Genomic DNA, 20,728 nt, shown 5'->3' with positions numbered 1-20,728 from the left:
CTTTATTTTTCCAAAGATTCGATGATAGGCTCCACCCAAGCGGGTGCCGTCTGGTAGGTTTTCATAATTTTGCCGTTACTGGCACGCAAGATTAGCGCGGCTTCCGCACCATCTACCGAGTTGTCGTAGAGGTAAAGCCGATCGACCCAAGGCGCAATCAGCGCGCATTGGGCGATCGACCGAAAGTAACGGTTGATGATTTTGGGGATGGGAACATCGTGTCCGCCCTGCATGACGCGGCGTGCGACGCGGGCGGCATTGATCGCAGGGTCGGCGGTGGCGACGAAAAATACTCGAATAAAATAGCCTTGTTGATGCGCGCGCAGTAGAAAATCCACTTTGTCCGGCGCGGAAAACACGGTTTCAAATGCCAGGCTGCGGTGATCGTATAAACAACTTTCCCGTCGATCTGCCGCCAGCTTTGCTGCTTTTAGAATCGCATCCGGCGAATTCCAGTCGCCGAATTCATCGCGAGCGATAAAATCAGGGTTGATATACTCACAGCCGGCAAACCATTCGTGGGCAAGACCGCGCTCGGTCACTGTGGTTTTCCCCGAACCATTGGGACCGGCGACGACTAACAGCCTCGGTTTTTGCAAATCGGCTTCGGTCATTTTGATGCTTGATGACGGGCCCGTACTTGGGCAACTTCGTCTAAAAGGCGTTGCCGCATCATGGCGTCGGACATTTTTTTACGTTCCATCGCTAAATTAAGCGCTTCGCTCATGACCAGATGCAGTTCCGCATCGGTCGGTTCGGTCTCGGGCGCCATGAGGTCGCGTTCACGGGCTTGGGGTTGCATGATCTGACTCCTAATGAAAGATGAGATTCTACCGCGCGGCCTGACCGGTAAATAGCGCCGCGACTTGAATAAAGGGCTCTTCTTCGGTGGTTTGCGTATTTTCCAACCAGGCAAGATGATCTTGAAAAACGCGCTCGATATGCGACAGACGGTCTTCACGGCGGTGTTTTTTAATCGCTTCGGGTTGATCGCTGCCGCTAAAATCGATTTCAAGCTGCTCGACGTGGCGGCTTTTCAGTTCGTACAGGTTATCCGACAACTTTTTGAGACGTTGACTAAGGCTTTCCTGTTTTTCTTGACGTAAGGCTTGCAATGATTTTTTTGCCGGAGGAATGGCCAAGGCAAGCAGTTTTTGCAATACCGAGGAATCTCCCGCTTCGCCACGATTGGCCAATTTGCCGGGCTGGATTTGAAGTTTATCAAGAACGGCTTCAAGCGAGTGAATGCCGACGACGGTTTGCTCCTGAAACTCGATGCCTAGCCAGTCATGCACCATGATGTGGCCGCGTTTATTCGGAAAACCGCCGTAGATCAACACCATGTGCTGCCGCGCCTGTAAACTGCCCAAGCGCAGAATCGGCGCGGTGTGTCGGCCAAAGGCATTCAGCGCCCGATCGGCCAGCCATTCCATCACGGGATGCTGTTCCCAGAGATATTGAATGTCGGGCCAGGGGCTGTCTTCTTCCCGGCAGCGCTTGAGTTCGTCATAGATGCGCTGCTTATTGCTGGATAGCAGGAAGCGGTCATTGTCGGGCCGGACTTCGCTGGGCAAATAGCGCAGTCTCTGCACCAAATCATTCGGCGCGGTGATACGCAGCAGGTCGCCTTCGATATCGGCTTGCAGATCGACGCCGCTGTCGCGCAGCCATCTTAAGGCTTGGTCGGCATAATCGAGGTCCTGCGGGTATAGCCTGGGACTTTGTTTCAGGACTTGTACAAAATCGGTGCTGGGCGCGCTGTCCGGGGTGAAATGCGCCAACAGATCGCCGGATGATTCGGTATCGCCGAGTAGATCGGCAAAAATGTCGGAAATATCGTCATCGTCTTTTTTATCCTGCTCGATAACGATAGCGGTTAAAGCTTCTTCTTCCTCAGAGTTGAATTTACCCATGAACTCGGAAGGGTCGCCGATGTTCTTTCCCGCCTGGCTGTCTTTTTCGATCAGGACTTCCAAAACGCGAAGGTCGCCTCGGACGTGAGCATTTTCCGACTCGGTCAATAGATAACGAATTTGCGTCTGCCGTTGCTGCCCATAGCGATCGATTCGACCGTTGCGTTGCTGAAACACCATCAGCGACCAGGGAATGTCGAAATGGATCATGCGATGGGACAGATGGTGCAGGTTGATGCCTTCGGAAGCCACATCCGAACAAAGCAGCAGACGGACCGGGCTGTCGAGTTTGTTGAATTGTTCGACGGCTTCCATCAGGTCCCTATCCTTCATATCGCCGCGCAGTGAAGCGACTTGTTGGGGTTTCAAGCCGAGATCGTCCGGCAAGTGCTTTTCCAAGAAGTCGAGCGTAATCAAACTTTCCGTAAAGATGACCAGGCGGTCATCGGCATGCCTTGGGCTCCAACCGAGACTTTTTGAGCTGCCCGAGCGCAGAAGCTCCACCAAACATTGATATTTGCTGAATCGATCGGATGTTATGGCTTGAATGGCTGAGCGTAAACCCTCCAGCGTGCTGATGTCAGCCCTTATATCGTCGTTTTCGCTTCTTCCTTTTAGCCGCTTCAGACGGTTTTCGATCGTCGACAAACAGGCTGCGGGACTCGAAAACAATGCCTTTTCTAAAACGGTTCGAAATAGTTGACCGGCTCCTGGCCCGTCCAAAGTATGAAATTTGGCAGTGATCAGTTGGTCGTAGACGGCTTCTTCGACAACGCTCGCTGGAGTGCGAACGGTATCGATTTCGCGTTCCGGGAAATTTTGTTTTAGTTGTTCGCGCACATCTTTTTTAAAACGGCGGATGACCAAGCCTTTATCCCGGAAATCTTCCTGCGAATAATCGCGGGGATTGGCAATAGCGGTGGAATCGAGCATGTTCATCAGGCTGGCGAAACTGGTCGCCTTGCCGTCATGCGGCGTGGCGGACAGCATAATCAGCGTGTCAGAACGAGTAGCCAACAGCTTGGCCAGTTTGGCGCGCTGGGAATTGGCACTTCGTTCCGCAACGTTATGTGCTTCGTCGATAATGATGATGTCCCAATAGGCTTTTTCCAAATGGTGCCGATATTCGATATCCTGCTTCAGAGTATCGATGGAAATGATTGATCGGTCAAAATAATGAAACGGGTTGTGATTGGCCGGTATGCGATTCCGGACCCGTTGCAATCCAACCGAATCCAGGCGGACGAGCGGAACCGAAAAACGGTTCCAGAACTCCTGCTGAAACTGGGCCAGCATTGATTTGACGGCCAATACCAGAATGCGCTTCCCGCGGCCGCGAGCGATCAATTCACTGACCAGAATGCCCGCTTCGAGCGTTTTTCCCAAGCCGACCGAATCGGCGATCAGAATGCGTTGACGGGGCTGACTTAACGCTTGTAAGGCCGGATCAAGCTGGAAAGGCAGCTGCTCCATCGCTGCGCGTTGAGCGATATGGATAAATTCGTCGGTGGGCGGCGTCTTTCGCAGTAACGTATCCAGATAAAGCAGGCTGGCTCGAAAATTGGGTGTCAGATCGTCCACCAGCTGCGTGGTTTCCGGATCAAGAATGCGGATGCCGGGACCATGCGTCTCCTCCAACTTGGTAAGAAACAGGCTTTCACGGCCGCGCACGATCTCCGACAGCCCTTCGCATGTCAGAAGATAGCCCCCATCGGAGGAGTGATCGACCCGCTTGATGCGCCATTCGGCATCGCGCGCTTCTATACGTAAACCCGATGCAAATTGTCGATGCGTGGCCAAGCTTGATCCGTCCCTATTGTTTTGGTTAAGTGGCTTCCAGAAGAATTTGGTAATTATAGAGTAAAGTGTGTTTTGCTATCCTTGTTTAGGTATTTATGCAAAACAGTTTTTCTTGATTATCTCCACTCAAAATCATATTCCGGGGTTATGACTCAAAATCGGATGTCGCGCGCGCCTCATAGCTTACCCCGACCCGCTTAGGGGCGAATTGCCTACGTTTAAGAGATTTTTGCACGTATTTGATTGCCTCGTCTTCATTGCTGACGACTGTAACGAGCTTTGGTCTTTTGCCTCCAATACGTCCGTAAGTCATGTCCACAATCGAATTGCCGAAGAGATCTTGCCCATAGGCGATCGAATAGGCGCGGTGGATGTTGCGGTTGGCATCTTAGGATTCGAGGTAGACAACGGGTGTCAGCATGGCTCGGCCTCCTGAATCGCTCCCCTGCCCCCGGTAGATGGCAATGTAACGTAGAAGGTGAGGCGCTATGCGAAGACGTTTGGCGACATCTTCCATGGTAATGTCCGGCTCTGACAACATGGCCTTAATGAAAACGAACCGGGCCGGATCGAGGGTCGGCTGCGCCTGTTGCCAAGCCTTGCGCTGAAGGCGCACATCCTCACGCCCTTGCTCGGCTGCTGCCAGCGTTTTTTTTGAAGGTCAGGCCGAGGCGCTGGAGGCGATGCCAGAGCGTGGAAAGGTGAACTTTCAGCCCCAGCTTGTCCCGCAATTCCTCCAGGGTGGTATCGGGCTGCGCCGCCAGCAGCGTGCGCAACATTTCATCATGTTCGAGGGACGACAAGGGTTGGCGTCCTCCGCCGTGGGGCTTGGGTTCCAGCGTACCGCTCTTCCGCCGCCGCTGTTGCAACTTATTCACAAACGAAGGGCTTACGGCGAAGCGTTGCGCCACCTGAGCAATGGTTTCACCCCGATCGCAGGCTTCGATCACCCGTTTCCGTAAATCCATCGAATAGGCTCTGGGCATCAGGATATCCCCTTCCGCAAAACACCTTCGACGACGCTAGCATGCGGAAGTTGCTGTTCACTCAATCTAAAAACGCTCTAAAGCACCGATTTGCAAGTTCGTGACAGGGTTCAACAGTTATTCGGGTTTGCCGACCCGATTCCATGCCATGGGAAGCCTTGAAAAACCAGTGCGGCTCGCTGCACCCTCCTTTTTTCTGTGTCAGGCCCTCTATATCCCTGCTGCCGGTCTCTCCACCGCTTCCCGGACGATCTCGGCCAGACGCTTCACGCCGGGACCCGCAAAGTCCGGATTGGCGAAAATCAGGTACAACGGGACCTCGCGCGTGCCCCCTTCCCGCAAAGACAGCGGCTTGAGCAATCCTGCCTTCAATTCCTCGCGGATATGCGCTTCCGGAAGCCAGGCAAAGCCGAAGCCCATGACGACGGCCTGGATCGACGTGGCGATCTGGCTTACCGTCCAGCGCTGATCCACTTCGACGGAGACCGCGCGCCGGTCGCGCCTGCTGCCCGAATCCCTGACCACCAGGTGGCGATAGGCGCGCAGGTCGCGCCGGGTCAGTGCACGGCCATAGCGGTGCAGGGGATGATCGGCCTGCGCAACCGCGATCAGTCGCACCCGCATCAAGAGTTCGCCCAGGAAGCCGGGCGGCTGTTCCGGGGAAATGACCAGGTCGGCCTCTCCCTTGAACAGCGCATCGGCCGTACCGCCGAGCACCGATTCGATCAACTCCACCCGCGTGCGCGGGCTCTCCCGGCCGAAGCGGTCCAGACAGTCCAGCAGCAGCCGGCAAGGAAAAAGGATTTCCGCCGCGATGCGAATCTCCGCCTCCCAGCCTGCCGACAGCATGTGCGCTGCCTGCTCCAGATCGCGAGCCTCTTCGACTAACGCCAAGGCGCGCCGGTACAGCATCTGGCCGGTTGGCGTCAGGGTGGCTTTGCGCCCCTGGATCTCGAACGCTTTCACACCCAGCAACGATTCGATTTTTTGCACCGCATAAGTTACCGCCGATTGGCTTTTATTCAGGATTTCCGCCGCCTGCGCGTAACCGCCGGCATCCACCACCACGATCAGCGATCGCCATTGTTCGAGGGTAATATGGGGCGCCTTCATCATTAATCCAATAATTAGATAAGTTTAAGCAAATTATTATACTTTTTTATCGAATTAATTGGATGTTTAATGAAGCCACATTCAGCAACGGAGGAACATCCATGAAAACCCTGCTCCAAATCAACTCCAGCATTTTTTCTTCCGGCGGCCAGTCCAGTCAGCTAGCCGACCAATTTGTCGCTGCCTGGCATAGCCATCATCCGAATGCCCGAATGATCCTTCGCGACCTGGCGCAAGTGCCTCTGCCGCACCTGGACGCGCAACGGGTGGCGGCCTTTTTTACAGCGCCCGAAGCGCGGACGCCGGAACAGCAGGCTTTCGCGGCCGAGTCGGACGCTCTGATCGATGAGATCAAACAGGCCGAGATTCTTGTGATCGGCCTGCCGATGTACAACTTCGGCATCCCTTCGACGCTCAAGGCCTATTTCGACCACATCGCCCGCGCCGGAATAACCTTTCGTTACACCGCGAACGGCCCCGAAGGTCTGTTGACCGGCAAGAAAGCGTATGTCTTCGCGACTCGGGGCGGGCTGTACGCCGGCACGCCGCTCGACAGCCAAACCGGTTATGTACGGAATTTTCTGGGCTTTCTGGGCATCGCCGATGTCCAATTCGTATATGCCGAAGGGCTCAACATGGGCGAGGCGAGCAAGGAGGCCGCACTGGCCGAAGCCCAACAACGGCTCGCCATGCTGGCGGCTTGAGAAGACCATTCCATTCCAATTTTCCAAGAGGAACACCATGTCTACGCGAACATTGAAAAAAGCCATCAACGCACTGCCCGCCACCGACGGCGGTGGCGTCAAACTGCTGCGCAGCCTGGGGCAATCCCAATCGGCGCGCCTTGATCCCTTCCTGATGCTGGACGAGTTTTCGTCGGCGAACGCCGACGACTATAGCGCCGGTTTTCCCGATCACCCGCACCGGGGTTTCGAGACGGTGACTTACATGCTGGAAGGGCACATGCTCCACCGGGACCACCTGGGCAACCGCGGCGATTTGAAGAGCGGTTCGGTGCAGTGGATGACCGCCGGCCGGGGCATCATCCATTCCGAAATGCCGCAGCAGGAAAGCGGCCGCATGCATGGTTTCCAGCTATGGGTGAACTTGCCCGCGCGCGAGAAAATGAAGCCGGCCGCCTACCGGGATATTCAACCGGAAGCCATTCCCCTGCTAGCCCTTCAGGACGGAAGCCGGGTAAAAGTCATTGCCGGCAGCACACAAGCGGAAGGCCGGGTTGTAGCGGGACCGGTCCAGGGACTGAGTACCGAGCCTTTGTTTCTGGATGTCCATCTCCCGGCAGGCGGCCATTTTGTCCACCCGGTTGCAGAGGGGCACAACGCTTTCGTTTATCTTTACGAAGGCTCGGCCGAAGTCGGCCCGATTGCCGAAAGACAGCCACTGGCACCCCATGCCGCCGGCCTGCTTTCCGAAGGGGATCGCGTGGAGGTGCATGCCGGAAAAGAAGGCGCCTCTTTGCTGGTGCTCGCGGCCAAGCCCCTGCGCGAACCGGTTGTCCAGTACGGCCCCTTCGTGATGAACACGCGCGATGAAATCGAGCAGACGCTTGCGGATTATCGGGATGGGCAGTTGGTATGAATGATTGTTTCCATACCAAGCGCGCGTTGGATGGTTTGGCTCATTCGGAATCATGAGCCAAGCCATGAACTTTCAATTCCCGCATGACTCATCCTTTTAGGGTTTTGTCAAAAATAACTTCCCCCTTTGAAAAAGAGGGACTTAGTCAAAAGCACCTCCCCCTTTGAAAAAGGGGGATTGAGGGGGATTTATTAAAAAATCTCCCCCGGCCCCTCGGCAATTGCTCCCTGCATTGCCCTACCTCCTGCATCCATGCAGTCGTCTTTTTCAAAGAGGGGAGTAAATCAGCTGCTTTTCGAAACAATCAACATTCGGGAAGTTATTTCCTACCGGATCCTTAGACATGTGGCGAGTTATTTCTTTAACGGAGATCACTATGAATGCGAAATACAAAAAATTGAACAAAGACGATGCGGCCTTGCTGTTGGTCGACCACCAGTCCGGGCTGATTTCGCTGGTCCAGGATTTTAGTCCCAGCGATTTCAAAAACAACGTAATCGCACTGGCCGACATCGGCAAGTTTTTTCAGTTGCCGACGATATTGACGACCAGCTTCGACGAAGGACCTAACGGACCGCTCGTTCCGGAAATTCTCGAACGTTTTCCCGATGCGCCTTTCATCCATCGCCCCGGACAGATCAACGCCTGGGACAATGAAGACTTTGTGAAAGCGGTCAAAGCGACCGGACGCAGGCAACTGATCATCGCCGGCGTCGTGACCGATGTATGCGTGGCTTTCCCCACCTTATCGGCCTTGGAAGAAGGCTATGACGTGTTTGTCGTCACCGATGCTTCCGGCACGTTCAATTTGACCACCCAGCAGAGTGCATGGAACCGCATGTCGCAAGCCGGAGCGCAGCTGGTCAACTGGTTTGCGGTCGCCTGCGAATTGCAGCGGGACTGGCGCAACGATATGGAAGGACTGGCGACTTTATTGTCGAATCATTTGCCTAATTACCGCAACCTGATGACCAGCTATTCCAGGCTGCAGCAAGCGAGGAATAAATAACGCAGGCTGCCGGAAACCGATTGGGGAGGATCTTACGATGAATACCGTCAATACGCCGGACAAGATTTTCAGAAACGGCCGCTTTACCACGCTGGACCGCAAAAATCCCGAAGCCAGTGCCGTCGCCGTCAAGGACGGCGTGTTCCTCAGCGTCGGCGACGATGCCGCGATCATGAAGCAGGCCACGGCTTCCACCCAGGTCGTTGACCTCAAAGGCAAGCGGGTCATACCGGGTTTTATCGACAGCCATCTGCACATTATCCGCGGCGGCTTGAGTTATTTGCTGGAACTGCGCTGGGACGGCGTGCCGGATGTCGCCACCGCATTGGGCATGCTGAAACAGCAGGTGGCGATCACCCCGCCGCCGCAATGGGTGCGGGTAGTCGGCGGTTTTACCGAGCACCAGTTCGCGGAAAAGCGCCTGCCCACCCTGGAAGAAATCAACGCGATCGCGCCGGACACGCCCGTGTTCATCCTGCACTTGTACGACCGCGCGCTGCTGAACCGCGCCGCGTTGCAGGCTTGCGGCTACGATAAAAACACCCCTGATCCGCCGGGCGGCGAAATTCAACGGGATAGCGGCGGCCATCCGACCGGTTTGCTGATTGCGCGCCCGAATGCGATGATTCTGTACGCCACCTTGGCCAAAGGGCCGAAACTGGCGCCGGAAGATCAACTGATTTCCAGCCGGCATTTCATGCGCGAATTGAACCGGCTGGGCGTCACGTCGGTGATCGATGCGGGCGGCGGTTTCCAGAATTATCCCGAAGACTATCAGGTGATCGAGCAGCTTGCCCGCGACAAGCAACTGACCATCCGCATCGCCTACAACCTGTTCACCCAAAGGCCGGGCAAGGAACTGGAGGATTTCCGGACCTGGACCCAACTGCTTAAGCCAGGCCAAGGTTCCCCTATGTACCGTCATAACGGAGCGGGCGAAATGCTGGTGTTTTCCGCCGCCGATTTCGAGGATTTCAGGGAGCCCAGGCCCGATTTGGCGGCAAGCCTGGAAGATGAGCTTTACCGCGTCGCGAGGCATCTGGCCGAAAACCGTTGGCCGTTCCGCATTCACGGCACCTATGACGAATCGATTTCCCGCTTCCTGGACGTGTTCGAGCGGGTCAACGCCGAATTCCCCCTGGACGGCTTAAACTGGTTCATCGACCATGCCGAAACCGTCACGCAGCGCAACCTGGACCGCATCAAGGCGTTGGGCGGCGGCATCGCCATCCAGCACCGCATGGCTTACCAGGGCGAGGATTTCGTCGCGCGCTACGGCGCGAAGGCGGCCGAAGCCACGCCGCCGATCCATAGGATGCTGGCCACCGGAATTCCCGTCGGCATGGGCACGGACGCCACGCGCGTCGCCAGCTATAATCCCTGGATCGGCATTTATTGGCTGGCGACGGGCAAGACCGTGGGTGGACTGACCCTGTATCCGCCCGCCAACCGCCTGTCGCGCGAAGAGGCTTTGAGGTTGTACACCGAAGGTTCGTCGTGGTTTTCCACGGAACACGGCAAGAAAGGCGTAATCGTCGCCGGACAATATGCCGACTTTGCCGTCTTGCCCGAAGACATGATGACGATCGCGGACGACGACCTGAAAAACCTGAAGGCCGTCATGACCGTCGTGGGCGGCGAGATCATCTACGGCGACCGGGAATTCAAGGAATTCGACCCGCCCGCGTTGCCGATTTCCCCGTCCTGGTCGCCGGTGATCCGTTACGACGGCTATCATGCGTCCGCACGTCAGGCTCACGCCAACGCCATGGCACAGACCTGCGCCTGCGGCACGGCTTGCGGCATCCACGGACACGCCCATGCCCGGGCTTTTCAAAGCCGTGTTCCGGCGGCCGATTTGAAAAGTTTCTGGGGCGTGTTGGGTTGCAGTTGTTGGGCGTAAGGATCTGGTAGGAATTAACTTCCCGAATGTTGATTGTTTCGAAAAGCAGATTTATTCATTCCCCTCTTTGAAAAAGACGACTGCATGGATGCAGGAGGTAGAGTAACGCAGGAAGCAGTTACCGAGGGGTTAGGGGAGATTTTTCAAATAAATCCCCCTCGATCCCCCTTTTTCAAAGGGGGAAGTTATTTTTGACGAAATCCTAAGTTTTTTCGATGTCCATGGCTTATCGGATTTTACTGTTTTTACTGAATCTGGCGATAGGCTTTAATGCCTGCGGAGAATCCGGCGCTGAGCCTGCGCCGCCCGCCTTTAAAGCCCTTCGCTACGAAGAAACGTACCAAGCGCTGAAAGATCTCAAGCGGCGGCACGGTTTGGGAGACGACATCAAATACATCGCCTTGCCGTTTCTTCCGGACGCTTATTTGAGCCTGGGCGGCGAATGGCGGGAACGCTACCAGAACCTCCACAGTTATGAATTCGGCCTGGCGGAATTCAAGGATGACGATTATCTCCTTCAGCGTGTTTTGCTGCATGGCGATTTGCACTTGGGCAGCCATTTTCGTGCCTTTATTCAATTGGGCAGCCATTACGCATTCGGCAAGGCCAACGAAAAATCCTCCGTGGAAGAAGACCATTTCGACCTGCAGCAAGGCTTCGCGGAAGTGCAATTTCCTTGGGGAGGCCAAACGCTGACGATCCGCGGCGGCAGGCAGGAAATGAGTTTCGGTTCCGAGCGGCTGGTTTCCGTCCGCAATAATCCGAACATTCGCCGCAGTTTCGATGCGGTGCGCACCGGCTTCAAGGGCGGCGGTTTTACGGTGGACGCCTTTTATGCCGCGCCGCTGGAATTGAAGCAAGGCGTCTTGGACGACCGGTATGACGGCGGCCAGCGCTTCTGGGGGCTTTATTCCGTGTTTAGCCAGCCGGCGGCCCGGTATGCGCCCGACATGGATTTTTACTACCTTGGGCTGGACCGGGCCGATGCGGTTTACGCCCAAGGCATTGCCGACGAACATCGGCATACCCTCGGCACCCGGTTATGGCGCAAGTCTGGAAATTGGGATTACAATTTCGAATTCGCCTACCAGTTCGGCCGTTTCGGCAAGGATGCGATTTCGGCATGGACCGCGGCGTCGGATACGGGGTACCGCTGGAAGCATGTCGCTTTCAAACCGCGGATGGGTTTGAAAATGGACATCATCAGCGGCGACGACAATCCTCATGACCGCACGTTGAAAACCTTCAATCCTTTGTTTCCCAAACTGGCCTATTTTTCCGAAAACGCGTTGGTTGTACCCGCGAATTTAATGAATGTGTACCCTTATATCGGTATCGAAGCCGCAGAAGGCGTTGAATTGAGCCTGGGCTGGGATTTTCTCTGGCGCTACAGCGTCCACGATGCGTTTTACGTCAACCCGTTCCAGCCGCTGGACGGCACCGACCAAAGCCGTGGACGCTACATCGGCAGCGAACTGACATTGGATGCGGGCTGGCAGATCAACCGCAACATACAGTTGAATTTCGCTTACGTCCATTTGTTTACGGGCAGCGTGCTGCGGTCCGTAAAAGCCAATGATGTCGATTTTCTGATGCTGATGACCAGTTATCGATTTTAATCTTGAGTAAGGAAAAGACGCCTGTGCCGCAAAATAAAACACCCTCGCGCCAATCGATCTGGCAGCCGCTGGCCGACAAGCTGTTTCTAGCCGTCTGGCTGGCGACACTGGTTTCGAATATCGGTACCTGGATGAACGACCTGGGGGCTGCGTGGCTCATGGCTTCGACGACGGCTTCTCCCGTGATGGTCGCTTTGGTCCAGACCGCCACCACGCTGCCGATCATGCTCCTGGCAGTCCCGGCGGGCGCGTTGGCCGATATCGTGGACCGCCGCCGTTATTTGCTGGCGACGCAAATCTGGATGTTTGCCAGTGCGTCGGGTTTATTGTTCTGCACCCTGTCCGGGTTGACGACGGGCTGGGTTTTGGTGGGGTTCACTTTTTTACTGGGTTGCGGTACGGCGATGAGCATGCCGGCGTGGTCGGCCGTCACGTCGGAACTGGTCGCCAAACAGGAACTGCATGCCGCCATCACGTTAAACGGCCTGGGCGTCAATATTTCCCGTGCGATCGGTCCTGCGGTTGCGGGTTATTTGATTACCCTCTACGGCGTGCCCAGCGTATTCCTGGCCAATACGATATCCTTCCTCGGCGTCATTGCCGTCATCGCCTGCTGGAAAAGACCCCCGAGCGAAAGCGGTTTGCCCGCCGAACGCTGTCTGGGCGCGATGCGGTCGGGCTTGCGGTACGCACGTTATTCCAGCTTGCTGCCTTCCATATTGGTCCGAGGCATCGGCTTCTTTCCGTTTGCCAGCGCCTTGTGGGCGCTCTTGCCGATTCTGGTCAGCCAGCGTTTGCACGCCGGCTCTTCCGTCTACGGCCTGTTGACGGCCTGCATCGGAGTGGGCGCGATCACGATTGCCTTCGTGCTGCCGCGCATCCGGCAGCGCATCCATTCCGACAATCTGGTGCGCCTGGCGACTTTGGCTTACGGCGGCGCTTCGGCCGTCCTTGCCGTCCAGGACGACCTTTACGTCTTGCTGCCGGTCATGCTGCTGGCGGGCGCGGCCTGGATCTGCGTGATGTCGTCCCTGCAGGTGGCCGCTCAGAGCAGCCTGCCGGACTGGGTGAGAGCGCGCGGCTTGTCCGTATTCATGATGGTATTCATGGGCGGCATGGCGGGCGGCAGTCTGCTTTGGGGCTATCTGGCCAAGCACTACGGCATCGAAACGAGTTTTCTGATCGCCGCCGCCGGCTTGATCGCAAGCATTTTCCTCACCTGGCGATACCGCATCGGCGGCTATGACGACATCGATTTCACGCCCTCCATGCACTGGCCGTTGCCGATGGTCGACCAAACCCCGGAACACGACAAAGGCCCCGTGCTGGTGACGATCGAATACACGGTCGCGAGCGACAAACTCCGGGAATTTCATGACGGTTTGCAGCACTTGAAAAAAATCCGCAAACGCGACGGCGCCTACTTTTGGCAAGTTTTCCAGGATACGGCCAAAGCCGACCATTACATCGAATGCTTTATGGTGGAGTCCTGGCTCGAACACCTGCGCCAGCATGAACGCGTTTCGGTCAGCGACCGTGTTTTGGAGGATCGGATCGGGGCTTGCCTGGCCGCCGGCGAAAGCAAGAAAATCAACCACTATGTGGCGCCCGGTTACGCGAAAAAAGCTAAGCGCAAGCTTAAAAGATAATTGCCCGCCTGAAAAATCCGGTTGCTTCCATTCTATTGATTCGAAGGGCGTTTTGCCGGGTACGGCAATTTCCGCAAGCCGGTGGCCCCTTGCCTTGACGCGCGGATGAGGGACGAAGCCGAGGCGCGGCGGCTTTATGCCACGTCCATCCGCCAGGACAACGGATACACGCCTTGCTGCACATAGGGGAAAAAAGTCGAATAGGGCCAGTCGGCGACTCCCTTGACCAGACCCTGGTTGACCGGATTGTAATGCAGGAAATTCAGATGCAGGGCAAAATCCTGATCATCGCGCAGCATATAGCCGAAACAACGCTTGCGTTCGAAGTCACCGTCCTCGTCGCCTTGCTGCTCTTCGGAAAGGCCGGCCAGTTCGGCGAATTCGTTATTGACCTGCTGCCACAGCAAACCGGCCTCCTCCGCGTCGCCCGGCAGTGTCATGAGGCCCTGCACATATTTCGGCAAAATCACCAGCGCATCGAGATTGAACGGGTATTTCCGCTTGATCCTGACCAGTTCGAGACAGAGCGCCTGGGTCCAGTGCATCGCGGCGCCCGAACGCCATTCCGGCAATGCCAGGGTAAAAAAATAAGTTTTGCCGTGGATACGGTAACGGTTCAATTCGGTCATGCCGGTTCGCCTCGGAAAGTTAAACGGAATCGCACTGTCCAGCTAAAAACAGGAAAAAGCGCTCGGCGGCGCCTTTGGATGGACCCATGCTGACAAATTCCTGAAGCAATAACCGGACCAGATCGTCAAAAATGAACAAATTCCGCTCGTTCGAGAGCCCTCCCGACCGGCGGAGCAGCGAACTGTGTGATATGACGCAGGTCTTTGCCGCAAAATCGGGCAAATCCCCCAATTCGGAACAATATACCGTATCGGTTTTAAAACGCGAATAGGCGCTTTACAGTATCCCGGCCTTGATAATGAATGCTTCGACCAGTTTAAGCCCCTCGCCTTTTTTCAGATTCGTAAACACGAACGGACGTTCGCCGCGCATCTTTTTCGCGTCCTGCTTCATGACATCGAGTGAAGCGCCCACATAAGGAGCCAGATCGGTTTTGTTGATCACCAGCAAATCGGAGCGGGTAATGCCTGGCCCGCCTTTACGCGGAATTTTATCGCCGGCCGAGACATCGATCACGTAGATCGTCAAATCGGCCAATTCCGGGCTGAACGTCGCGCTGAGGTTGTCGCCGCCGCTTTCGACCATCACGAAATCGAGATTGCCGAAGCGTTCGCAGAGCTCGTCGACCGCCGCCAGATTCATCGAGGCATCCTCGCGAATGGCGGTATGCGGGCAGCCGCCGGTTTCGACGCCCAGTATCCGCTCTTCCGGCAGGGCCTGGCTGCGGATCAGGAACTGCTGATCCTCGCGGGTGTAAATGTCATTGGTCACCACGCCAATTTCGTAGCGATCGCGCATGCGCTTGCACAGCGCATCGACCAGCGCGGTTTTGCCGGAACCCACCGGGCCGCCGACGCCGACTCTCAAGACTTGTTTGCCATTCATTTTGTCTCCGGATTTTATTTAATCGACCGCCCCATACCCGTAAAGCAGGATATGCGGCGAAACAGTTAACGTAGGGCGGGTTCGGCGCGCCCTGTAAAATCTTTCGGCTGCAACGGATCATTTTGCGCGCCGAACCCGCCGTTATGCGCCAAGGTGGGTTACGCGCGCGGACAAACCGTTACAGCGCGAAATCCATGCAACAGCGCGCGCAACCCACCCTACGACCGGAACAGACGCGAATACTGCATTTCATGGCGGCTGCTCGCCAGGGCAAGGCCGAAAACGCCGCCGCCGATCTGGTCATCGTCGATGCGTAAAGCGCGGTCGACTGCGGCCGGAATGCCTTCTGCCAGATGCAATAACAATTGCTGCCCCGCGACTTGCCCCAAAGGCACCAGTTTGACCGCGCACAGCACCTGATTCTCGAGCCAGCTCCAGGCATAGCCGAGCATTGCCTCGCGTTTGGCGACGCCGAGCCGCAATGCGGCCAGGCCGAATAGCGCCGCCCACGTCATCGAGCGCGCCGCCGGCACCGCAGCGCCGCCGAGATCGAGCGCGGCCAGCAGCCGCTGCAAAGCTTGCCCGGTTTGCCTGTCCTCTGCACGTAATTCAGCAGACTCCCGGCAACTGAGCAACAGGCCGCTCCAATATTCCACACCCGCCGCATCGTTGCGTTCCCCTGCCTCGTAAAGCCTGGCTAAAACCGGCAGATCGGCCCGTGCGACGCTTCTGTTCAACACAGCGCCGATCCAGTCCCCGGCCGTTGCGGCATTATGAATCAAGCCGTCGTCGACCGCCTTTTCGAGCCCTTGAGAATAGCTGTACATCCCGACCGGCAGGCCGGGCTGGCCAACTGCAACAGCCGCAGCAAGGGCAGATCAGTGGCCATGCGCATGATAGGCGCCGGCTTCGGGCTCGAACGGCAGGCGATCGTGTTCGACCTGCAAGCCGAGCAGTTCGAGCATATGATCGAGCACATGATCGCTCAAATAGCGCAGTTCGCCGTTCATGATCTGCAGCGGCACATGGCGGTTGCCGAGGTGATAGCAGGCCCTGGCGAACAGCAAGGGATCGGCGCAGCGCACGATCGACAAGGCTTCGGGCGCGGCCTTGATCAGGACCCGGTAGCCTTCGTTGCCGGTCAGCACCCTGCCCGGCCGCAGGCACTGCCCGCGGATCGCGAACACGCCGACCTCGACGCCGTTATCGGTCCGCGCCGCGCAGCGGCTTTTCTGGCGAATGTCGAAAGGCAGCGTCAGGCTGTCGTCGCTGTGCTCGGAGTCGGAATATTCGGTCAGTTTCAGCATAATCAAAACAGAAAATAACGTTGGGCGAACGGCAGCACGGCGGCCGGTTCGCAGGTCAGCAGGCGGCCGTCCGCGCGCACCGCATAGGTTTGCGGATCGACTTCCATCAACGGTTGATAATGATTGTGGATCAAATCGCTCTTGCCGATCGCGCGCGCGCCATGCACTGCGCCGATCAGCTTCTGCAAGCCCAGGCGTTCGGGGATATTGTCTTCGATCGCCGCACGCGATAAAAACAGCATCGAGGTGCCGGCAATCGCCCGGCCGAAACCGCCGAACATGGGCCGGTAATGCACCGGCTGCGGCGTCGGGATCGAGGCGTTCGGATCGCCCATGGGCGCTGCCGCGATAAAGCCGCCCTTGATGATCAGGCTCGGCTTGACCCCGAAAAACGCCGGCTGCCAGAGCACCAGATCGGCCAGCTTGCCTTTCTCGATCGAGCCGACTTCATGCGCGATGCCGTGGCTGATGGCGGGATTGATCGTATATTTGGCGATATAGCGCTTGACGCGGAAATTGTCGTTGCTGCTCGTGTCTTCCGGCAGCGAGCCGCGCTGCACCTTCATCTTGTGCGCGGTCTGCCAGGTGCGCGTGATCACTTCGCCGACCCGCCCCATCGCCTGCGAATCGGAGGAAATCATCGAAAACGCGCCGAGGTCGTGCAGGATGTCCTCGGCCGCGATGGTTTCGCGGCGGATGCGCGACTCCGCGAACGCGACATCTTCGGGAATGCCCGGATCGAGATGATGGCAGACCATCAGCATGTCCAGGTGCTCGTCGATCGTGTTGACCGTATAGGGCCGCGTCGGATTGGTCGAAGACGGCAGCACATTCGGCAGGCCGCAGGCCTTGATGATGTCCGGCGCATGGCCGCCGCCCGCGCCTTCGGTGTGGTAAGTATGGATCGTCCTGCCCTTGAACGCCGCAATCGTGTCCTCGATGAAGCCCGATTCGTTCAGCGTATCGGTATGAATCGCGACCTGCACATCGAAGCGGTCGGCCACGCTCAGGCAGCAATCGATCGCGGCCGGCGTCGTACCCCAGTCTTCGTGCAGCTTCAGCCCCATCGCGCCGGCGCGGATCTGTTCTTCGAGCGCGGCCGGCAGGCTGGCGTTGCCCTTGCCGAGCAGGCCGAAATTCATCGGCAAGGCATCCAGCGCCTGCAGCATGTGCTTCAGATTCCACGGCCCCGGCGTGCAGGTCGTCGCGTTGGTGCCGGTCGCGGGACCTGTGCCGCCGCCGATCATCGTGGTGACGCCCGAATACAGCGCTTCTTCGATCTGCTGCGGGCAAATGAAATGAATATGCGCATCGATGCCGCCGGCGGTCAGAATCTGCCCTTCCCCGGCGATGATTTCGGTGCCCGGCCCGATGACGAGATCGACGCCGTCCTGAATGTCGGGATTGCCGGCCTTGCCGATACCGAAGATGCGGCCGTTTTTGACGCCGACATCGGCTTTCACGATGCCCCAGTGATCGACGATCAGCGCATTCGTGATCACCACATCCATCGCCCCTTGCGCCGTGACCTGGCTTTGCCCCATGCCGTCGCGGATCACCTTGCCGCCGCCGAATTTGACTTCTTCGCCGTAGATCGTATGGTCGGCTTCGACTTCGATGAACAGTTCGCTGTCGGCCAGACGCACCCGGTCGCCGGTGGTCGGGCCGAACATTTCGGCATAAGCGCTGCGGCCGATCTTATTCATCCCGGACCTCCAGGCTGCCCATGACCTGCTGGCGGAAACCGTACACTTGCCGGAGCCCGCCGAACGGAATCAGGCTTACTTCGCGTATCTGCCCCGGCTCGAAGCGCACCGCGGTGCCGGCCGCAATGTCCAGGCGGCAGCCGCGCGCCCGGTTCCGGTCGAAATCCAGCGCGGGATTCGCCTCAAAAAAATGATAATGCGAACCGACCTGAATCGGCCGGTCGCCGGTATTCCCGACTTCGATACGGATCGCATCACGGATCGCATCAAGGCCGGCGTTCAGTTCGATATCGCCGGTTGCGGTGATGATTTCGCCTGGGATCATTAGCTGACTCCAATGTTTTTTTAATATCATAAGGATTCGGTCAGAATTAACTTCCCGTAATCCGGCCTTATCGTTCCGTCAACGCCATCAAGTCAAGAAAAAACGGAGTCCAAAGCTTGCTTTGGCTGACTTGGCGATTTTTCCAAAGCAAGCTTTGGACTCCACGCGAGGCCGGCTCGATGCTGTTGACTTGGCAGTTTCGTAGGATGGGCTGACGAAGGAAGCCCATCAATCGCGAACGATACGATCGATGCGCTTCACTTTGTTCAGCACATCCTACGTCCTTATAGTCGTACCCATCCCGCCTTCGTCTTATGCAATCGGATTATGCACCGTCACCAGCTTGGTGCCGTCCGGAAAGGTCGCTTCGACCTGCACGTCGGGCAGCATCTCGGCGACCCCTTCCATGACATCCCCGGGATTCAGCAAGGTGCGGCCGTATTCCATCAATTCGGCGACCGTGCGGCCGTCGCGCGCGCCTTCCATAATGCCGGCCGAAATATAGGCGACCGCTTCCGGATAATTCAGTTTGAGGCCTCTCGCTTTGCGCCGCTCCGCCAGCAGCGCGGCGGTAAACAGCAGCAGTTTGTCTTTTTCGCGTGGTGTCAATTGCATCGTTGTGTCCTAGTTCAATACGCCCAAATACGCGGCGGCACATCGGCGCGCAGCAGAACCGCCGGCCTGAGCGCCGCCCAAACCGTCTGCAAAAAAGCGCGCAGCCGATCCGCGCGCGCATCCACGGCCCGGCAGATCAGCACATCGTCGATCAGGGTCACGCCGCGCCCCGGCGCCTCGCCGATCAGATCGCGTACGATTTCCAGCGTTTTGGCCGATGCCGGCGACGCAAACAGCGTTCCGCACGACGAACAGCCCTGCAAACCCCAGTTGGCCTTGACCGCTTCCGCATCCAGCAGCACCCGTTCGATGTGGAACGGCCTGCCCGCTTTGAACAGCCGCCAGCCCGCCTCGACGAAACCATCGTTAAAAATCTCCCCGGCCGCAGGCCGGCCGAACGCCAGCATGTCCCAGCCGATAAAACGCGATGTCTCGCCCAGCTCGATCCGCATCTCGGAGCGAAGCCGGGCGCCGTCAAAAATGATCGTCTCCTGCGGCAGCCATTCGAGCGCGGATTGATCGCCGACCGTCAGTCTTACCGATTGTTCGGCAACACGCGCATCGCTGCGGTAACATTTGCCGGCGGCCGGCGTGGTCAGCAGCGCTTCGCAGCCTTCCGCCAGCGTCGCCTCGATAGTCAGCCGGTCGCCGGCGACCATGCCTCCGGGCGGATGCAGCAGATACAGGTGGCAAAGCCCGTCATCCGCGTAAAACGGCCGCTGCACGGTCAGAGGCCCGCGATGCTTCCGCTCGGTCAATACCGTTTTTTCCCGGCGGCGCGTAAAGCCCAGTTGCAGCTTCGCCTCCCAACCCGGCAGTTCGCCAGGACCGGCGCGGCCGGGATGGAGCGCGCCGCTGCCGTCCGGCGCAAGCAGCATCCGGTCAGATTCCAAGCAATAAGGTAATGCCGGCGCCGGCGCAAATAACGCCGAAAAGCGTCCTCATCCAACGGCCATGCCGCGCGGAAACTCGCCCGATCATCAAACCGATACCCAGCAGCAGCGCGGTCGATACGAGAAAACCGCCCGTATACCCGAGGGCCTGGCTGCCCATTCCGGCTTCAAGCGCATGCACATAACCGTGACTGAAGGCAAACAGCGCCGCTAATACGCTCGCCCAGCCGTGTCGAGCAGAAACGTAGGGTGGGTTCGGCGCGCTTTGTCTACGCCCTTCAAATCCTACGGAGTTTTCCGCGCGCCGAACCCACCTTTTGCAACCCCCGTGGTGGGTTACGACGCGGGGAAAGGACAAACGACAAATAAAGATTGTTCCGATGCGCGTCGTAACCCACCCTACGTTCTTCGCCAGAAAAAATAATTTCGACGGAACTCGCAGCAGAATCGCCCCGATCGCCAGCACCGACGCAGCGACCCAAATTTCCGGCCCTTGCAGCACCATGCCGGCAAATGCCAAAGATCCCCCGGCCGCCATCGCAGCAAGAAAGGCGGCCGGCAGCCATCCGCGTGCAGCCCCGCCTAAAAAACCTGCCCACAAACCCACGCCGACCATCACCAGAATATGATCGATGCCCAGCAGCGGATGCCAGAGACCGGCCCGAAAATCATGTGCAAGCCCCTGTCCGACATGCGCTTCCGCCGGCAGCGACAGCGACAACAATAACCCTGCAAGCAAAACTGCCAAATGGTGGTGTTTCATAAAACTCTCCGAA

Annotated in this window: 20 protein-coding genes and 1 pseudogene; 6 read left to right on the top strand and 15 right to left on the bottom strand. The window is 57.5% G+C overall.

Annotated elements, in window-relative coordinates:
- Positions 1 to 2: 2 nt before the first annotated feature.
- The 6 genes and pseudogenes from CC94_RS0109935 to CC94_RS0109910 form a co-directional block, all read right to left on the bottom strand.
- On the bottom strand, positions 3 to 614 hold the full coding sequence (locus CC94_RS0109935; RefSeq protein ID WP_005369411.1) for an ATPase: 612 nt from the start codon (positions 612 to 614) through the stop codon (positions 3 to 5).
- On the bottom strand, positions 611 to 802 hold the full coding sequence (locus CC94_RS0109930; RefSeq protein WP_005369409.1) for a hypothetical protein: 192 nt from the start codon (positions 800 to 802) through the stop codon (positions 611 to 613). The genes CC94_RS0109935 and CC94_RS0109930 overlap by 4 nt, the downstream gene beginning before the upstream one ends.
- Before the next feature lie 28 nt (positions 803 to 830).
- The gene (locus CC94_RS0109925; RefSeq protein WP_031430687.1) at positions 831 to 3,713 is read right to left on the bottom strand and encodes a DEAD/DEAH box helicase; all 2,883 of its coding nucleotides are present in this window, start codon (positions 3,711 to 3,713) and stop codon (positions 831 to 833) included.
- A gap of 145 nt (positions 3,714 to 3,858) precedes the next feature.
- A pseudogene (locus tag CC94_RS24705) lies at positions 3,859 to 4,089 on the bottom strand (WGR domain-containing protein); the annotation flags it as partial.
- 244 nt (positions 4,090 to 4,333) lie between these two features.
- Positions 4,334 to 4,699, bottom strand: coding sequence for an IS630 transposase-related protein (locus CC94_RS0109915; protein ID WP_031430684.1), 366 nt, complete (start codon positions 4,697 to 4,699; stop codon positions 4,334 to 4,336).
- A gap of 210 nt (positions 4,700 to 4,909) precedes the next feature.
- Positions 4,910 to 5,812 (bottom strand): LysR family transcriptional regulator, encoded by a 903-nt coding sequence (locus CC94_RS0109910; protein WP_031430683.1) that lies wholly within the window; start codon positions 5,810 to 5,812, stop codon positions 4,910 to 4,912.
- A 101-nt stretch (positions 5,813 to 5,913) separates the two neighbouring features.
- Here CC94_RS0109910 and CC94_RS0109905 point away from each other — a divergent pair, with 101 nt between their 5' ends.
- The 6 genes from CC94_RS0109905 to CC94_RS0109880 all read left to right on the top strand — a co-directional run bounded on the left by CC94_RS0109905 (position 5,914) and on the right by CC94_RS0109880 (position 13,591).
- On the top strand, positions 5,914 to 6,516 hold the full coding sequence (locus tag CC94_RS0109905) for an FMN-dependent NADH-azoreductase (RefSeq protein ID WP_005369402.1): 603 nt from the start codon (positions 5,914 to 5,916) through the stop codon (positions 6,514 to 6,516).
- A gap of 37 nt (positions 6,517 to 6,553) precedes the next feature.
- Entirely contained in the window at positions 6,554 to 7,411 is an 858-nt protein-coding gene (locus CC94_RS0109900; RefSeq protein WP_005369401.1) for a pirin family protein, read from the top strand.
- A gap of 376 nt (positions 7,412 to 7,787) precedes the next feature.
- Positions 7,788 to 8,420, top strand: a complete 633-nt coding sequence (gene ycaC / locus CC94_RS0109895) for an isochorismate family cysteine hydrolase YcaC (RefSeq protein ID WP_005369399.1) — start codon at positions 7,788 to 7,790, stop codon at positions 8,418 to 8,420.
- A 37-nt stretch (positions 8,421 to 8,457) separates the two neighbouring features.
- A complete protein-coding gene (locus tag CC94_RS0109890; RefSeq protein WP_031430682.1) occupies positions 8,458 to 10,323 on the top strand; it encodes an amidohydrolase in 1,866 nt (621 codons plus the stop codon).
- Between the two features lie 215 nt (positions 10,324 to 10,538).
- On the top strand, positions 10,539 to 11,942 hold the full coding sequence (locus CC94_RS0109885; RefSeq protein WP_245619728.1) for an alginate export family protein: 1,404 nt from the start codon (positions 10,539 to 10,541) through the stop codon (positions 11,940 to 11,942).
- Between the two features lie 23 nt (positions 11,943 to 11,965).
- Positions 11,966 to 13,591, top strand: coding sequence for an MFS transporter (locus tag CC94_RS0109880; RefSeq protein WP_084675325.1), 1,626 nt, complete (start codon positions 11,966 to 11,968; stop codon positions 13,589 to 13,591).
- A 134-nt stretch (positions 13,592 to 13,725) separates the two neighbouring features.
- Here the strand turns inward: CC94_RS0109880 and CC94_RS0109875 are convergent, their stop codons facing one another.
- The 9 genes from CC94_RS0109875 to CC94_RS22295 form a co-directional block, all read right to left on the bottom strand.
- The gene (locus CC94_RS0109875; protein WP_031430678.1) at positions 13,726 to 14,220 is read right to left on the bottom strand and encodes an REP-associated tyrosine transposase; all 495 of its coding nucleotides are present in this window, start codon (positions 14,218 to 14,220) and stop codon (positions 13,726 to 13,728) included.
- A gap of 277 nt (positions 14,221 to 14,497) precedes the next feature.
- Positions 14,498 to 15,106: an urease accessory protein UreG gene (ureG, locus tag CC94_RS0109865; RefSeq protein ID WP_005369390.1), complete on the bottom strand. Its 609-nt coding sequence runs from the start codon at positions 15,104 to 15,106 to the stop codon at positions 14,498 to 14,500.
- A gap of 218 nt (positions 15,107 to 15,324) precedes the next feature.
- Positions 15,325 to 15,933, bottom strand: coding sequence for an urease accessory protein UreF (locus CC94_RS21420; protein ID WP_342666509.1), 609 nt, complete (start codon positions 15,931 to 15,933; stop codon positions 15,325 to 15,327).
- Between the two features lie 51 nt (positions 15,934 to 15,984).
- Positions 15,985 to 16,413, bottom strand: a complete 429-nt coding sequence (ureE, locus tag CC94_RS0109855; protein WP_005369388.1) for an urease accessory protein UreE — start codon at positions 16,411 to 16,413, stop codon at positions 15,985 to 15,987.
- A gap of 2 nt (positions 16,414 to 16,415) precedes the next feature.
- A complete protein-coding gene (gene ureC, locus CC94_RS0109850; protein ID WP_031430677.1) occupies positions 16,416 to 18,119 on the bottom strand; it encodes an urease subunit alpha in 1,704 nt (567 codons plus the stop codon).
- Positions 18,112 to 18,444 carry an urease subunit beta gene (locus tag CC94_RS0109845; protein ID WP_031430675.1) on the bottom strand — a complete coding sequence of 111 codons (333 nt, stop codon included), beginning with the start codon at positions 18,442 to 18,444 and terminating at the stop codon, positions 18,112 to 18,114. Before CC94_RS0109845 ends, ureC begins: the two co-directional genes overlap by 8 nt.
- A gap of 312 nt (positions 18,445 to 18,756) precedes the next feature.
- Positions 18,757 to 19,059, bottom strand: a complete 303-nt coding sequence (gene ureA / locus CC94_RS0109840; protein ID WP_005369385.1) for an urease subunit gamma — start codon at positions 19,057 to 19,059, stop codon at positions 18,757 to 18,759.
- Positions 19,060 to 19,073: 14 nt separating this feature from the next.
- Positions 19,074 to 19,937 carry an urease accessory protein UreD gene (locus tag CC94_RS0109835; RefSeq protein WP_005369383.1) on the bottom strand — a complete coding sequence of 288 codons (864 nt, stop codon included), beginning with the start codon at positions 19,935 to 19,937 and terminating at the stop codon, positions 19,074 to 19,076.
- A gap of 4 nt (positions 19,938 to 19,941) precedes the next feature.
- The gene (locus tag CC94_RS22295) at positions 19,942 to 20,715 is read right to left on the bottom strand and encodes a HupE/UreJ family protein (protein ID WP_005369382.1); all 774 of its coding nucleotides are present in this window, start codon (positions 20,713 to 20,715) and stop codon (positions 19,942 to 19,944) included.
- Between the last annotated feature and the right edge of the window lie 13 nt (positions 20,716 to 20,728).

Source organism: Methylomicrobium agile (genome assembly GCF_000733855.1).
In the GTDB taxonomy this organism is placed as follows: Bacteria; Pseudomonadota; Gammaproteobacteria; order Methylococcales; family Methylomonadaceae; genus Methylomicrobium; species Methylomicrobium agile.
The sequence above is the reverse complement of the archived record's forward strand: the minus strand, read 5'-3'. Positions and strand labels throughout refer to the sequence as shown.